The following is a 14,601-nucleotide window of genomic DNA, read 5'->3' on the forward strand; positions in this document are numbered from 1 at the left end:
TAAAGAGGCATGTGGAGAAGGGGACAGTGGCTGACATATCAATTGAGAACACCACAGCATCAGCAATTGATGTTGAGCTGATACTGGTGTTAACATGAGCTTCCTTCTGACCTACACCAAAGAGGGTAGGACTAAAGAGTTAACTCAGTTAAAGGAGCTACTTCAGGAGGACATACTTCTAGAGATTTCACCATTTCTTGGCTATTTCCCAAAGGGATTGGCAACTGATTCAACAGGAGTTAAGGCTGAGACAGGAAACTATGTTATTCCTTCATTCATAGCGAACTGCAGGGAAGCATACTTTGAGGCATCACTTCTTCAATTAACAGGTGGAACTGTTGCGATAGAGCTGTATGATGCTACATCAGGAGCTGTGATAGCATCGATCACTCTATCAGCTACAAGCTACAGGTCAAGGACATCAAACATAATAGGTAGCTTAATAGCAGGACATGAGGTTAGAGCAAGGTTTAACGTGACAACAGCAGGTGCTGCAGGATCTGTTGGTGGAGATTGTGATCTTAGGCTGATATTCAAATTCTAAGGGTGATTTAACTTGGTGAATGTTCATGCTTATACGATAAATGTAGCTGCAGGTACCACATCTACATCAAAAACCTACACTCCAGCTCCAGGGCAGAAGGGGAAAATAAAGAGGATAACCTACATATCTGACACATCAACTTTCAATGAGCTGACCTTCTACCTTAAGCTGGGAGCTGAGCAGGTGTTTCCTAGAGAAAATAAACTTATAGCAATGAACCTTCCTCTTTCTTTGGATTGTGATATCGATGTTGCATCAGGGGAGTATGTTGAGGCTGTTGTTACAAATGCAAACACAACTACAGCTAGGAATCTCCACCTTATATTTGAGGTGGAGGAATGAGCCAGCCTGAAAACGAGTATATCAGGCTTGTTGATAAGTTTGATAAGAGCAAGGGCCTTTATCCAGTTGTAGATGGATCTATCTACCTTCCCTTTCAGGATAAGCTTATCCCAGCAACTGGGAATCTTCCTGCTTCCTACATCATTTTCAAGGATGAGCATGGGATAGTCTATGCAAAGAACGGAAAAACAGGAAAGATAGATTTCTTCGGTGATGATGCAAGCACGGTGATACAGAATGCGATAAATGCTTTAACTCCAAACAGAACATGGAAAGAGAAGGTTGTCATAAAGGGAGAATTCACGCTCTCAACATCGCTTAACCTAGTTCCATATTTAGTGCTAGACTTATCTGACGCCAAATTAATCCTTGGGAATGGAGTAAACAAGCACGTTATCGTTGGCGTACCAAACAGTACGAGCCATGTTGAAATAATAGGCGGCATAATAGACGGAAATAGGGATAACCAAACAGATTTAGCCAATACTAGTGGTTTCTTCTTTGAAGCTCTTACTAGAGACCCATCAGATACAACTGTTTACTACGAGGACATAATATTTGTAAATACGACTGTACAGAACTGCAAAAACTCAGGGTACTGGCTGCACAACATCAAAGGGTTGAAAATGGTAAATGTTGATTCCCTATACAACGGAGACCCTGCAACAGGTGGAGCTCCGGGCGGTCCATCGGGAAGTTTTGGCTTTCATTTACAGAACTGTTTTGGTGTGGACATCTTTGGGTTTAGGTCAATAGGCAATGTCGGTGCAGGTGGTGGTTTTGGTGGTTACGACGCCTACATTACAAACGGGTTGATAGATTCTGATGGGAAACAGGCGACCACTGGTATACCAATGGGAATAGATTATGAGAATCAAGACATAGAGGCAAGAACAGTAATTTCTAATGTTACAATAAAGGGCTACAGAACAGGAATAGGAGGTATTTATATAGGAGTAACTTTTCATAACATAAAAATATATGGTACTGGCACTCCGGACTCGTATGGAATCTGGTCATCAGGCAAAAAAAACAGTACCCTTTTTCAGTTTTTGAACCTCATAATTAGCAATGTTGCCCACGGCATTTCATTTGACCCTGCAGACAAGGCAACTGAAGGATTAATCATAGGCGGTAAAATAAGTGCTACTGATCCCTTTAGTGCTCCGGGTGCCCCCGCTGGTGGTATTGTGATAAAAAATGTTGTTGGTTATAGTACCGAGAACTTTAAATCTACAGGCTTAGGCGTGTCAATTGGTACTAGTGGTAGCTATGGTTCGGCAACATCTATCACAAGTCTTAGTGGAATAATATCTTATCCCAGAGTAAAAATAACTTGGGGAGGGACATTTGGCACAGGAGAAACCGTGACAGTGAAGGTTGAAGCTGTCTATAGGGATGGAACAACAGCATATGTTGAGAAGTCAGCTACAGCAGTGGGGTCATTATGGCTCACGGATGATGATATAATGTCATTAATAACACAGGGCAAAGATATTGTTAGGCTAAATATATATGGAAAAACAAACCTACCATCAACAAGTGTAACAGTGACAGTGGATGCATATGGAAAAGCTTAGAGGTGTCGCACTACAATCCATATTGTGCAATGAGGTGGTTATATGCCCTTCTACAATCCATATTGTGCAATGAGGTGGTTATATGCCCTTCTACACGATAGATGTTGAATTATCTCCAGGAGAGAAGAAGGATTTTGAGTTCGAGTTTGAGGGAAACGTGATAAAGGAGCTTAAGATGTTAATACCTTCAGGCCATCAGTGCAGATGTGGTATTGCATCTCTATATGGATCGGAGTGGATAGCTCCAAAAAAGGATAATACTTACATAAAAGGTGATGGACAGACATTGACCGTGCCAGTGGACTTCGTATTTCCTGATAAGAGACAGAATAAGCTTAGGATAAAGGCATACAGCAATGCGACAAAGTATAATCATACGTTCTACATTTATCTGACAACAGGATACGCTGAGGAGATGCCTAACTACAGCTTGATTAATAAAGCTGCCAACTTCCTGATAAAGCTGGTGAGCAAGTTTGGCATACGAGGTACCTGATTTTGCAGCTCAGGTCAGCATAATAGCATCAGAGGTAACGCTGAGCGTAGCTGTAAGTGGAACTGCCAATGTGAACATATCGGGTCAATCAATTGATGTGAAGATAACAAATGCAGTTGATGCATCAGGGAATCCCATTCCTTTGAAGATCGACATCTCAGCTCAGAGCCTAGCCACTCTGGCTGTCGACATCAAGTCTCAATCAGTGGGGAATCTAGGGGTTGATATAAAAAGCCAGAGTGTTGGGAATCTAAAGGTTGACATAGCAGCTCAATCAGCAGGTAATGTAGCCGTGAACATAGCAGCTCAGAGCATTAATGTGAACATAGTTGGACAGGGAGGCTATTTCCACAGGACGGATCTTGTCGATCAGCTTGTGAAATCAGGTCAGCTTGTCGATGCAAAGTATGTTACAACAACAACAGGTGCAGGCTATCGGGTCATATACACAGTTCCAACAGGATATGTTGCCTATCTTGTGTCAGGCTATCTGGCAGCTCAGGTATCATCGACAGGAGCACTATCAAATCCAACACTTGAGATAGAGAATCCATCAGGAACACTTTGGTATCTTCTAACATTCCTTATCTCACCGGGTGGGTTTTATCAGGAGCAGTTCAGGCCTGCAACACCAGTGCCGTTCCCAGAGGGATGGAAGTTCGAGGTAGCTTGGGATCAGGCCAACATAAAGATATGTGCTCAGTACTTCCTCTACCTCGTGCCAGTATCATCACTAAGTGCAGCTATAGATCCTGAGTCCCATCTAGCAAAGCTTATAGCGGGAAAGGTAAAGCTTGAATCCCCAAAGGAGACTCAGATAAGGTGTCCTCTGGGAACGTTTATTAACGAGGTGAAGGAAGAATAACAAAAGATGAATGGCTCTCCGCCAAGGAAAAAGTCAGAGAGGATGTAGGAAAAGCATATTCTGAGATAGCCAATATATTGTCTGAAAAGTGCGGATGTAAATTAAGACAGGAATAAAAACAAAAACATGAAAAGATTATATCTCAGTAGCATCTCATCTTCATATGCAGGCTAGTTTGGAACCGGGATTTCCAGCTGAGTTTAAGGATTTGAGTGTACCTACTAGAATAGCAACCAATGAGGTAAAAAGCATAAGCGGATCTCTATACGGAAAACCTCCATTTCAGTATGGACCTCTTCCCGGCTGTGAGATAAGGCTTTACATAGATGGGAGCAGAGTTGCTACAGCATATACTGCTGGAGATGGTAGCTTCAGCTTTCTAATAGATGGAAGCAAGCTTCAACCGGGAATTCATACCATAAAGATTGAGTTTCCGGGTTCATGGACATACGGCTGGCCTTTTGATCGGGCAGTATATCAGCAGGATGTTCAGGTATATACACCTCCTCAACCACCAACGTATCCAACCCCAACACCAACTCCCACACCAGCTCCTACACCTTCATATCCGCCTTTGCTCCCGACAGCGGAGCAAGTAACAAACACAGCCCTTATAATAGCTGGGCTGGCTGTTGTAGGTCTTGGAGGATACTATGCATACAAGAAGGGATGGTTTGAGAAAGCAGGAAGGAAGGTTGAAGAACTGGGAAGAAAGGCTGTTACTAGGGGGATGATATAATGGATATAAGGACTATTGCTCCTGTTGCGATTGCAAATGCAGGAGCTGCTTTCTTTGTGGGTTTAGCTGAGAGCAAGGATCTTACCAAATCACTGCTGTATGCAGTAGCAGCTGCACTTGGTACAGCTTCTGCTCTGTATCTGTGGGAGCTGAGGAGGAGATGATGGGGGAGCTTGGCATAAATCCGACATACTTCAAGGATCTGACAGGTCCTGCCTACATACAGGTTGGTACAAAGGGTAAGTTCTCAGGCAAGCTGATGTACCATCCGGCTGGATTTCCTCTGGTAGAGTCCCCTATGCAGTCAGCTGTTATAAATGTGTATATAGACGGCTCCTACTACGATAAGGTGATGACTGATGCAAATGGGTACTTTGAGGTGATGGTGGATGGCTCATTGAATCCGGGATTCCACAACATAAAGTTCAGGTATGAAGGCGATTGGTTCTGCAATCCTGCTGAGACTACAAGATCCTTTGCCGTTACATATGCTCCTGTTCCATCCATACCTTTTCCATCCTTCAGCTGGGACATATTATGGAAGATAGCGGGAATAGTGATAGCAGTATTTATAGCTTGGTTCCTGATAAAGAAAATTAGATGAGGGAGAGCAGGATACTTGTACCCCCTAAGATAAGGAGCTATATAGCTATACTATCGGACTCACCTCCACCATCAAAAAAGGTGGATATAGCAGTTGATGGATCTAGGTATGTTGGTTACGTTCATCACTTTGAAAAGTTATCTTCTAGGGCAATAGCTTCGTTCTACTTTTTATCTGGGTATGACAGTCCTTTAAAATGGGTTCTAGATTACAGAAGGATAATTGGGGAAGATCCTAAATATGTGTGGGTTGTGGAAGTGAGAACTAAAGCTTAAATATGAAGAAAACAAAAATTATCAGGTGGTATTATGCCCGTAACCAAGGATGATATAAAAAAGATACTGGATAGAGTGGGGGATGGCAAAACAAGGAAGGATCTTATAGACATAGTGATGGAGGTAGTTCCTGTCGGTAGGGAGAGGGCTAGGCAGATAGTGCGTGAGCTTGAGATAGCAGGGTTTATAAAGAAGGAGGGTGCATTCTTCAAGGTGGTTTAATGAAGGATGAAGCAGATGATGTGCTGAATATACTATTTCTCTGCGGTATAGCATGTGTTATAGGCGGTTTTGCTCTGTTCTGCATATCCGGATATGCTTTTATGACCGAGGGCAGGATCACAGAATTAATATTTATGCTGGAGGGCATAGAGTTCTTCATCATAGGCGTGCTTGTGCTGGTGATTCATAGTGTTGTGAAATGGATTGAGAAGGTGGTCAGTAATGGAGGAAATAGATAAGCAGAGTGTGGCTGAGGAATTTAGGAGGTTATTTAAAAAGAGAATTGGCTACGTAGACTACAAATACAGCTGGTTTGGGAATGAGCTTGAATTTGCATTCTACTCACCTACTTTTTCATCTGTGGATTTGAGGCAGGTAGAAGTAATAGCTAAAGAACTTGATATGCGTCTTAAGGGATTCTACTGGCGTCCAGACACCGATGTTGTTTACTGCTTTCTGGAGGTGGTTAAATGACGGAGGAAGAGGAGAAACCTGAGAAGTTCATCCTGTTCACAACTCCGGGATGCCCTCACTGTGCCACAATGAAGGAGATATTCAAGGAGGAGATAGAACAGGGCATAATAGAGGTTGTGGATGCAAGTGAAGGAAAAGGAGCTGAGCTTGCTGATAAGCTTGGCATTAAGGCTGTTCCTGAGCTATTCGCTGTGATAAAGGGTGAACTGAGAAAGTGCGAGGTAAAACAAGAGGGAGATAATATAGCCGTTTACTGCGATCTAAAAAAAGATAGAAAGGAAGGGTAGGTAGCCCTTAGGCTCCTGCTCCAACTGCTGCTTTCATCTCCTTTCTGAGGCACTTGACAAACTCGTCCCAAGGCTTGCCTGCACATTTGGATGCTGGCTTGTATGCAGCAACCTTCTCGTTTATTCTAAGCACTTTCTCGCTCCTTCTGTGTACACCTGACTTCCTGAGCACTGCCTTTCCGAGAGATGGCTTTGCGTACAGCCTTACTCTGTATCCGTATATGGCAGCATGGGCTACCCTACCCCTAGTCTCACCAAGACCTGATACGGTAACTACTTTCTTTTTAGGGTCTGCCATATGACATGCAGGAGATAAGTTTTATATAAAGCTAAGGATATATGTCTGGAAGTCTGGTGGTCTGTATGTACAAGCCGGTTCCTGTTAAGGACTATATAAGGATCTTAACCAGAAAGAGGATACCGTATGACGAGATAATCTACCTGCTGACCGAAGGCTACGATGTATTCATTCCTGACATGAATAGAAAAACAGCGAGCTATCTAAAGAAGAAACTAAAGGAGATGATGGATCTTGAGGTGGAATGCAAGCCAGCTGAGTACGAGGGCAAGGTAGGTTATGTCTTCATGATACCAAAGGTTAGGGAGTACTTCAAGAGGGTTGTGGAAACTGAGGATTCTACTTAGACTTTAGCATTTTGAGCACTTGCATGGCTCTCTTTAGATCAGCATAGGGATACTGCTTTCCCTCAGGGGTAACTACTATGTAGCCTCCGAACAGATCGGTGCTTTTCACTATGACATAGTCATCCTCCCTGTAAACTATGTTGGCTGGAGGAGTTATAACAGCTTCCTCAAGTGTCTTCTCTATCTTATCAACCATTTTTTCCAGTTTGTCCACTCTCTTCTCAAGTGCCTTTATTCTGGTCTCGCTCATCATGAGTAGTAGAGGAGGGAAATATTTAAACACAGTATGGAAACAAAAATGTGAAAATGATTATATTCTACCCTCTACTAATTTAGTAGGTGATTATATGACGGAAGTAGAGGAAGAAATGATCCCTCCTGTGATAGTTAAAAAGCTTCCTTATCTGGGTAGAAGGTTAAACATTATAAAACAGTGTCTGGGAGTTGTTGAACAAGCAACACGCATATGTGATATAAAAAGTTTGCTCGATGGTCTAAGTTGTGTATATGGAGAAGTAGCACTTATTGATGAGGAGGCTAGACATGCAAAGGAGAGAGGTGAAATAGCTGACGAGGAGTACTATCCTTCAGTAGATCAAATGTATAGATTTATAAATAAAATTAATTCCGATATAGGAAAGAAGCTTTCTGAGAGGTGCGGTTGTAAGTGGGTACCTGAGGAGGAAACAGAAACAAAAACATGAAAAAGTTATATTTCAGGAATCCCATAATCTAATATGCCAGCATATGTGAAGGTGCTTGAGAAGCTTGGGACACTTAAAGGAGATGAGTGTGCAACAGTACCGGAGGTATTTAAACCTGATGAGGAGGCAACGCAGATATTAAAACATGCAGAATACGAGAGAATCCGAACTTATGGAAAGAAGGTAAAGCCCGCAGGATATCTGGATAACTACGAGGATATGATCAGGCACATGAACGAGGTGCTCACAGCAGCATGCAAATGCGAGACGGATAAAGATAAGCTCAAGGAGATAATCTACGTTCATTTACCAGAAGTGATAAGGAAGTATGATAAGGCACATGAACAAGCACATGAAATATACAATCTATCAGGAAAGGATGACTTCTATTACTTTCAGGAGCATCTGGTGAACCTGTGGGATACATGGGAGGATGCTCTTATCAACTTCATAATAAGATGCTTGACTAAGTGAAGAAAACAAAAACATGAAAAAGTTATATTCTCCACTTCCTATATAGATTATGCCCAAGGTTTATGAGGTTAAGCTGCCTGATGGGAGAAAGCTTGAGCTCTCCGAAAAACAGATGTGCCTAGTAGCGGACACTGAGAAAAAGTGCGTCGATATAGATTCAGAGAAGATGAAGGCTGTTCTGGACTTCGTGAACATGCTTAGATTAGAGGTGAAGGAAGTTGAAGGAAGTGCTCAGGAAGGCACTTCATGAACAGTTTGAGTCCTTTGCCACAAGAGCCATAGACTCAAAGGTAGATGGAATCAGGAGATGCTATGCTCTGTGCAAAGCAGATGATACCGTGAACTTTTTATCTGGTGATGGATATCCAAAGTGTCCAGAAGGATCTGAACAGGTTGGGATATACTGCACAAGACCTGATGGCATTGTGGAGCTTATACCTGCTGATCTTAGCACATCGGTGAGGAGGAATATACCGGTATGTGTCGGATCGGTAACGGGAAAGAGCGAGGAGAAGGTGGATGTTGGGGTTAGGTGCGATTACACAAACAGCAGAGAAGTGGCAGAGAAGGCTGATCTCACTGATTTGCAGATGATCCTTGACCTAGCATACCTGTTTACAAGGGGGAAGGAGGAGTGGGAGTTTGTAAGAAAGAAGAGGGAGCTTCTAGATTTAGTTGATAAGCTTATAAAGTCTGGAGTGTTTTTTAGGCTAGAAGAATCAGATCCAAATTATGCTTACTCCATATCTGTTGATGCTATATTGAAAGAGTATGGTATAGATATAAATACATATAAGTCTATGAATATGGGTCTTCTAATGAATGAAAAGACATCCTTCCCAGAGAACTATAATATATACGTGGAAGATCCATTTGAGCTTAGGGACTTCATAGACAGGTGGGATATATTCTTCTCAAGCAACATGGAGATGAAGGCTGCTAGGATATGGAACGACTGGCTTGCTATCAGGGAGTACATACAGAACGCACTTGATGCTATTGATAGGGTTGTAACACCTGAGGAGAGGAAGAGTTTTTATGAGAAAATGGAGTATCCTATAAAGTTCTATGTTGATGAGCTTGGAACCCACATAGTGGATTATGGACCGGGTATAAAGCCTGAGCACTTCCTGATAGGTGGAACTGATAAGCTTCCTTGGGAGAGAGGGTTCTACGGAGAGGGAATGAAGATGGCTGCTGTGTTCTTCCTGTCAAAAGGGTATCCATCATATTTCTTCACTAGGAACATGAATGTTTATAAAGTTGTTAATATACGCAATATAATGCATGTTGTAATTGGAAAGCACAAAAAACCGATAGAAGGAACTGAGGTCATAATAAATGGGTATAGTGCTGAAATGCCGTCAAGAGGGCTGGTGTTCACATTCCTTAAGGAGAACAATGTGCCATACTATATAAAGTGGACAAAGGAGTCATTTAAAGTGGGTGAAAAAGTTGTTGAATCTCCTGAGGAGCCAAACATCGTTATAGACTATCCAAACCTCCTATGGGTAAGGGATATCTTTGTAAACGAAATTAGTGAGCTAACTGGTGATAGCTCTCTGTTCAGCTATGATCTGTGGTGGGTTGAGCTTCACAGAGATAGAGTATCGCTTACAGGGAACGAGATATACTACCGGATACCTCAGATATTCCCGAAGGAGCTTGTAAGAAAGATGCTTGATAAGATAATAGATGTTGAGAGAGGCTCTGTAAACATATATTTTGAGTCTAATCTGTACTGGGATAGTGCCGAGGATGATGTAAAGGAAGAGGCTAGGAGATATATGGAGGAAAGGGGTTTGACCTACACTTTAAGACCCATAAAGATGGTGGACTCAATAAGACACTTTATCGAGAAAACTGTAATAAGTATAGAATATGCTCCTAGACTTCAAGGACTATTTAAACTTGTTCCCAGTGCTGAAGCATTAACAAGGGCAGAGGCAAAGAGGATTTATGAGGTAAGGAAAAAGGGAAAGATATCGGAGGAAGACCTAACACTTGAGGAAAGGTGTGTATTCCGTTATGCCGTTGAGACAATGAAGCATGTATGTGCAGAATTGGGTTGGGAAATGGAGGAATCCTTTGAAATTTTAGATGGGCTTAAGTCTCCGGGAGCCACAAACCCCGGAGAGCCGATAATGATAGAAAGAAGTTCTTTAAAATTTTTAAATAGACCTAGGGTAGTGGAGACAGTACTACATGAGTTCGCACATCATTACGCAGCTCTAACTCAGAAAGAGCACAGGGATGTAACGGAGGGATTTGAGATAGCTCTTAGTAGGGTAGCTGGTATAGCTGGTGATATAGTAGGATATAGTACTGATGAAAGGCTGACATTGAGAAGAATACTGAATGGAGGTTTTGGAGCAAAGGTAGCTGAATGGGATGAGGTGGAAGGAAAATACAAAAGAAAAACTAAGGATTTGAGTATAGTATTAATGAATAGCTATGATGTTGTTAGGTTCCGGTATGTATCGGATAAGATAGAGGAAGAGATAAAAAGGATCTCAGAGCTGATTAATTTAGGAGAGCTTGCTATAGTTGCTATTGGATTTCATAAGACCAAGCTTGGAAGCTGGGTTGCTAAGGCATATCAAACATTAAGCATCATGGATATGTTTCCTAAAAATATGCCTATGAGAAAAGACGTTTATGAGAAATCAATAAAGGATAGGATTAAAAAACTTGAGGAGGAGATAGAGAAGGAGCTGGAACAGTATGCGAGGGCAGGATACATAATATGGTGGTACGATCCTTGGGAAGATACATACCACGTTTATAAACAGAGAGAGATAATATCGCTGGGAGGGTGAGTGAATGACAGATCTTATAGTTGAGCTTGAGGATGGCAAGCTTTTCCACATATTGTTAGATGATGGCAAGAGCGGGGTAATTGTCGTAACTCAGAAGGGATCTATTATTGAAAGGGAGTACAAAGAGGACTATGATGCCAAGATAAGGGAGGCTCTTATGAAGCTTGAGGCTGAGATGAGGAGAAGACCGAGGGGAGAGGAACCCACTGGTGAGGAGTTTAGAACATTTCTGTATAATTTAGCCGATAGGCTTGAAAAGGAGGGATTTAAGGTTCATGTTTACTATCCGGATGTGAGAGTCCTGTTCTACTACATAGACAACAAGGGAAAGAGACCGGTTATATACTGGGGTCCTGAGGTAGAGAAGATAGCGACAGCATCTTTCTCAGTAGATGATGTTATAAACAAGCTTAAAGAGGTGCACAAGATAATAACGGAGAGACCGTTTGACGATAAGGAGTTCCTTTCAAGGATGTATGAGGCTTACAGGAGGTGCATGGAGGGAGGATACTCATCCGATGATAGTGTTCCTGTAAAGTGCATAATACCTGAGCTGTACAAGGGGTATGACTTCAAGTGGGGCAGGGTATTTCTTGGATATGACCTGTTCAGGCTTAAGGAGAGAGTTTTAGACGGGAGAGAGCTCCGTACAGTAACCGCAACAAGAGCACATACTGAGAAGTCTGAGGATTTCATATGGGTTCCAGTAGATCTTGATGCATATGGAACCTATCTTTATGGAGGAACCTATATATCACACATAAAGTTCAGAGAGCATGAGTAAGATAAAGGGCAGGAACTTCGAGAACTACGTTAAAAAGAAGCTTGAGAGGGAAGGCTACTTTGTTGTGAGATCGGCAGCCTCCAAACTTCCTGATCTAGTGGCTTTAAAGGGAGATGAGATACTGCTTGTTGAGTGCAAGTTCAACAACTATTTACCTGAAAGTGATAGGAGGGCACTGTTGAGGATAAAGAACCTAGTACCTAGAGCTAGGATTATACTAGCTACGCATGAGCTTGGTAGAGTGGTATTCAAGGAAATAGAATAGGACAGCCGATAAGGCTTAGGATGTCCTGCTTTGGGGGCTTGGGAGGGGAGGGAGAGGAGGGGGGAGAAATTTATTCATTTTTTTAAAATTTCATTTTTATAATCCCCCTTTTTACATTAGTGCAATAATGTTAAAAATCTCAAGATACAATTGTATCTTGAGAAAAAGAGAAAAAAGAAAAGCTTAAATAAATTTTCAAAATTATAACGTAAAACTTTTTATTTATCTCATGGCTAATTTCATGATGAACTCATGCTCTTTTCAGAGCATGAGGGATAGTCAAAAAGGGTGATGATATGAGCGAGCAAAAAGAACAAATAGATATAAGCCTAAATAGGGTTTTAGAGAACATAAAAGAGAGCATAGAGCGATATGTCTATGGGTCATCCGCAAAAATAGAGAGCGCTAGCATAGACGAAAACAACGTTATCAGAATAAGCATAAACGCATCAAAATTGCTAATAGATAAGCATGATATAGACGCATTTGAGAGAATAGCAAAAAGATACGGATGTAAAATGTCTTATAGTTTCACTATAAGAGACAACAACCTCATAGTTCACTTATACTTTATGAGAGAGCAAAAAGAGTTTACGTTAGTGTTCTATAAAGATATAATAGACTTAGAGGGATGGGAATGGGAAAAGCTCTATGATCATATAGCTACTAAATTTAATATTCCATGGGTTAGAGCTGTAAAGATAATCGAATATTTTTGTCATTACAATGAAATAATAAAGTATCTCATGGACAATTCAGAGCATCACGATTATGCATTGCTAAATGAGGCTTAAGGTGATAAGATGGAAAAAGATGATAAGAGATGTAAAAACTGCAAATTCTTAGCTTTTCATGGTGAATATCAAGCATGGGTCTGTAAACTACATCAGGACTTTACAGATCCCGATTTATCAGCATGTAGCTATTTTGAGAAGGAATAACATCCCTCTCTTTTCTTTTTTTGTTGTTTCCTTTTTCTTAGTAAAAGTTTTTATTTACAAGGTGCTCTGTTTCATGACCCCTGATGGGGTCAATAAAAGGGGTGAGAGTATGAGCGAGGAAGTGATTTCCATCCCTCTAGACAAGTTAGAGGGGGAGTTGAGGAATATAGTAGGAGAACTTGAAAAAGGAAAGCTAGAGAGCATAGACCTGAACATAACACACTGGCTCGATGACTACAACGGAAAATATGAATACGAGACAGTACACGGATTTAAGCTCGAAAGGGAGAAGTTTTCAGAGCTTTACGACCTTGTAAAAAGACTGCTAGACATAGCTGAGATAAAGCATGACCGCATGACACTATATGCCACAGTAGAGCACGGAATCTCCGTCCACACGGCTGAAGATGTGAGGAATCCCTATGGTAGAGATGTTGGGGTAGATCATAACCTATTCAGCCTTGAAGAGCTAGTAGAAATGGCTAAAGAGAAGAAGAAGGAATATAACACCGAAACGCTCAAAAACGCTATTTTAAAGCTCCTCAGCTCCCTCTAAACCTTTTTTCTTTTTGTTGAGCATTACTTTTATAATGTTAAGCCTATTCTGAATTTTTAAAGTGAAAGTTTTTATTTAGGACGGTCTCTAATCTCAGAGGGTGATCTGATGAATAAGAAGATATTTGTTGAAATACCGAAAGGAGGAAAAATAGAGACTGTCGATGTGGATCCGAGTCTAGAAGGCAGACTCTGGTTCGATAACTCTGGCGTAGTTCCAAAATTCATCGTAGACAGAGAAGAGCTTGCAAAATATGTCGCATATCATCTAAAGTGCTCTTTTGAGAGAGCATTAGAACTCATAGATGCATACTTTGAGCTATTGAAAGAGAACGAAGTCGCAGTCTCAATGCAAAGAGGATTGAAAGCAATCTGTCTATTATTTTATCAACACGGGTTACATAAGAGTCTCAATGCAAAGAGGATTGAAAGCCTCATCTCGCCACCCTTGTCCTCACAATTTCCTTCAGTCTCAATGCAAAGAGGATTGAAAGACTATTTCCTCCAGTTCCTTTACTCTGGGCAGTATATCGTCTCAATGCAAAGAGGATTGAAAGTTGTAAACAGGTATGCTAGGTCAAGGATCATCTGCAAGTCTCAATGCAAAGAGGATTGAAAGAGCAAGATCATGCATTCCTCTTTTTTCCAAGTCATTTAGTCTCAATGCAAAGAGGATTGAAAGTCACCTATTACTATTGGAACCCCTTTCTCAGCGAGCTTCTGTCTCAATGCAAAGAGGATTGAAAGAGATAGCCAGAAGGGTTGGGAGGATAGAGGAGGCTAGGGGTGTCTCAATGCAAAGAGGATTGAAAGGCGTTATCGGATAAACTTCCAAGGTGTTTGAGCCTATGGGTCTCAATGCAAAGAGGATTGAAAGGGGTGTATCCTTTACTGCCCAGACAAACTTCACCGTCTTGTCTCAATGCAAAGAGGATTGAAAGCATCAGGCAGCTTAACCTCATAAACCTTGGGCATAATGTCTCAAT

General features: G+C 41.5%; 25 protein-coding genes and 1 CRISPR repeat array. Of the genes, 23 read left to right on the forward strand and 2 right to left on the reverse strand.

The window, feature by feature from the left end; translation table 11 throughout:
• Window positions 1-94 precede the first annotated feature (94 nt).
• The 13 genes from D6D85_RS11335 (at window position 95) to D6D85_RS11390 (ending at window position 6,428) form a co-directional block, all read left to right on the forward strand.
• Window positions 95-544, forward strand: a complete 450-nt coding sequence (locus D6D85_RS11335; protein WP_125672149.1) for a hypothetical protein — start codon at window positions 95-97, stop codon at window positions 542-544.
• Window positions 545-556: 12 nt separating this feature from the next.
• Window positions 557-886 (forward strand): hypothetical protein, encoded by a 330-nt coding sequence (locus D6D85_RS11340; protein ID WP_125672150.1) that lies wholly within the window; start codon window positions 557-559, stop codon window positions 884-886.
• On the forward strand, window positions 883-2,466 hold the full coding sequence (locus tag D6D85_RS11345) for a hypothetical protein (RefSeq protein ID WP_125672151.1): 1,584 nt from the start codon (window positions 883-885) through the stop codon (window positions 2,464-2,466). Before D6D85_RS11340 ends, D6D85_RS11345 begins: the two co-directional genes overlap by 4 nt.
• 82 nt (window positions 2,467-2,548) lie before the next feature.
• A complete protein-coding gene (locus tag D6D85_RS11350) occupies window positions 2,549-2,962 on the forward strand; it encodes a hypothetical protein (protein ID WP_125672152.1) in 414 nt (137 codons plus the stop codon).
• Complete coding sequence (locus D6D85_RS11355) at window positions 2,943-3,827, forward strand: hypothetical protein (protein WP_125672153.1); 885 nt, start codon at window positions 2,943-2,945, stop codon at window positions 3,825-3,827. The genes D6D85_RS11350 and D6D85_RS11355 overlap by 20 nt, the downstream gene beginning before the upstream one ends.
• A 163-nt stretch (window positions 3,828-3,990) precedes the next feature.
• Window positions 3,991-4,566 carry a carboxypeptidase regulatory-like domain-containing protein gene (locus D6D85_RS11360; RefSeq protein ID WP_125672154.1) on the forward strand — a complete coding sequence of 192 codons (576 nt, stop codon included), beginning with the start codon at window positions 3,991-3,993 and terminating at the stop codon, window positions 4,564-4,566.
• Window positions 4,566-4,730, forward strand: a complete 165-nt coding sequence (locus D6D85_RS16435) for a hypothetical protein (RefSeq protein WP_161969843.1) — start codon at window positions 4,566-4,568, stop codon at window positions 4,728-4,730. Before D6D85_RS11360 ends, D6D85_RS16435 begins: the two co-directional genes overlap by 1 nt.
• Window positions 4,730-5,170, forward strand: coding sequence for a hypothetical protein (locus D6D85_RS11365; RefSeq protein ID WP_125672155.1), 441 nt, complete (start codon window positions 4,730-4,732; stop codon window positions 5,168-5,170). Before D6D85_RS16435 ends, D6D85_RS11365 begins: the two co-directional genes overlap by 1 nt.
• The gene (locus D6D85_RS11370; RefSeq protein ID WP_125672156.1) at window positions 5,167-5,445 is read left to right on the forward strand and encodes a hypothetical protein; all 279 of its coding nucleotides are present in this window, start codon (window positions 5,167-5,169) and stop codon (window positions 5,443-5,445) included. Before D6D85_RS11365 ends, D6D85_RS11370 begins: the two co-directional genes overlap by 4 nt.
• A gap of 33 nt (window positions 5,446-5,478) precedes the next feature.
• Entirely contained in the window at window positions 5,479-5,667 is a 189-nt protein-coding gene (locus tag D6D85_RS11375) for a hypothetical protein (RefSeq protein WP_125672157.1), read from the forward strand.
• Entirely contained in the window at window positions 5,667-5,906 is a 240-nt protein-coding gene (locus tag D6D85_RS11380) for a hypothetical protein (RefSeq protein ID WP_125672158.1), read from the forward strand. The genes D6D85_RS11375 and D6D85_RS11380 overlap by 1 nt, the downstream gene beginning before the upstream one ends.
• Complete coding sequence (locus D6D85_RS11385) at window positions 5,890-6,141, forward strand: hypothetical protein (RefSeq protein WP_125672159.1); 252 nt, start codon at window positions 5,890-5,892, stop codon at window positions 6,139-6,141. Before D6D85_RS11380 ends, D6D85_RS11385 begins: the two co-directional genes overlap by 17 nt.
• The gene (locus D6D85_RS11390) at window positions 6,138-6,428 is read left to right on the forward strand and encodes a glutaredoxin domain-containing protein (protein ID WP_125672160.1); all 291 of its coding nucleotides are present in this window, start codon (window positions 6,138-6,140) and stop codon (window positions 6,426-6,428) included. Before D6D85_RS11385 ends, D6D85_RS11390 begins: the two co-directional genes overlap by 4 nt.
• A gap of 7 nt (window positions 6,429-6,435) precedes the next feature.
• Here D6D85_RS11390 and D6D85_RS11395 read toward each other — a convergent pair whose 3' ends face one another.
• Window positions 6,436-6,726 carry a hypothetical protein gene (locus D6D85_RS11395; protein WP_125672161.1) on the reverse strand — a complete coding sequence of 97 codons (291 nt, stop codon included), beginning with the start codon at window positions 6,724-6,726 and terminating at the stop codon, window positions 6,436-6,438.
• 41 nt (window positions 6,727-6,767) lie between these two features.
• Here D6D85_RS11395 and D6D85_RS11400 point away from each other — a divergent pair, with 41 nt between their 5' ends.
• On the forward strand, window positions 6,768-7,073 hold the full coding sequence (locus D6D85_RS11400) for a hypothetical protein (RefSeq protein WP_125672162.1): 306 nt from the start codon (window positions 6,768-6,770) through the stop codon (window positions 7,071-7,073).
• Here D6D85_RS11400 and D6D85_RS11405 read toward each other — a convergent pair.
• Window positions 7,066-7,323, reverse strand: coding sequence for a hypothetical protein (locus D6D85_RS11405; RefSeq protein WP_125672163.1), 258 nt, complete (start codon window positions 7,321-7,323; stop codon window positions 7,066-7,068). The two genes, D6D85_RS11400 and D6D85_RS11405, sit on opposite strands and share 8 nt — an antisense overlap.
• 97 nt (window positions 7,324-7,420) lie before the next feature.
• Here D6D85_RS11405 and D6D85_RS11410 point away from each other — a divergent pair, with 97 nt between their 5' ends.
• The 9 genes from D6D85_RS11410 to D6D85_RS11445 all read left to right on the forward strand — a co-directional run bounded on the left by D6D85_RS11410 (window position 7,421) and on the right by D6D85_RS11445 (window position 13,616).
• Entirely contained in the window at window positions 7,421-7,777 is a 357-nt protein-coding gene (locus D6D85_RS11410) for a hypothetical protein (RefSeq protein ID WP_125672164.1), read from the forward strand.
• A gap of 33 nt (window positions 7,778-7,810) precedes the next feature.
• Window positions 7,811-8,251 carry a hypothetical protein gene (locus D6D85_RS11415; RefSeq protein WP_125672165.1) on the forward strand — a complete coding sequence of 147 codons (441 nt, stop codon included), beginning with the start codon at window positions 7,811-7,813 and terminating at the stop codon, window positions 8,249-8,251.
• Between the two features lie 49 nt (window positions 8,252-8,300).
• Window positions 8,301-8,501, forward strand: coding sequence for a hypothetical protein (locus D6D85_RS11420; protein ID WP_125672166.1), 201 nt, complete (start codon window positions 8,301-8,303; stop codon window positions 8,499-8,501).
• Window positions 8,470-11,070, forward strand: coding sequence for a hypothetical protein (locus tag D6D85_RS11425; protein WP_125672167.1), 2,601 nt, complete (start codon window positions 8,470-8,472; stop codon window positions 11,068-11,070). The genes D6D85_RS11420 and D6D85_RS11425 overlap by 32 nt, the downstream gene beginning before the upstream one ends.
• Before the next feature lie 4 nt (window positions 11,071-11,074).
• Window positions 11,075-11,854, forward strand: a complete 780-nt coding sequence (locus tag D6D85_RS11430; protein ID WP_125672168.1) for a hypothetical protein — start codon at window positions 11,075-11,077, stop codon at window positions 11,852-11,854.
• Complete coding sequence (locus D6D85_RS11435; RefSeq protein ID WP_125672169.1) at window positions 11,847-12,119, forward strand: hypothetical protein; 273 nt, start codon at window positions 11,847-11,849, stop codon at window positions 12,117-12,119. Before D6D85_RS11430 ends, D6D85_RS11435 begins: the two co-directional genes overlap by 8 nt.
• Before the next feature lie 296 nt (window positions 12,120-12,415).
• On the forward strand, window positions 12,416-12,913 hold the full coding sequence (locus tag D6D85_RS11440) for a hypothetical protein (RefSeq protein WP_125672170.1): 498 nt from the start codon (window positions 12,416-12,418) through the stop codon (window positions 12,911-12,913).
• Window positions 12,914-12,922: 9 nt separating this feature from the next.
• On the forward strand, window positions 12,923-13,060 hold the full coding sequence (locus D6D85_RS16440; protein ID WP_161969844.1) for a hypothetical protein: 138 nt from the start codon (window positions 12,923-12,925) through the stop codon (window positions 13,058-13,060).
• 109 nt (window positions 13,061-13,169) lie between these two features.
• The gene (locus D6D85_RS11445; protein WP_125672171.1) at window positions 13,170-13,616 is read left to right on the forward strand and encodes a hypothetical protein; all 447 of its coding nucleotides are present in this window, start codon (window positions 13,170-13,172) and stop codon (window positions 13,614-13,616) included.
• 342 nt (window positions 13,617-13,958) lie between these two features.
• Window positions 13,959-14,556: a CRISPR direct-repeat array (repeat unit 25 nt; unit sequence GTCTCAATGCAAAGAGGATTGAAAG).
• Window positions 14,557-14,601 lie beyond the last annotated feature (45 nt).

This window comes from Candidatus Methanodesulfokora washburnensis (assembly GCF_003947435.1).
Taxonomy (GTDB): domain Archaea; phylum Korarchaeota; class Korarchaeia; order Korarchaeales; family Korarchaeaceae; genus Methanodesulfokora; species Methanodesulfokora washburnensis.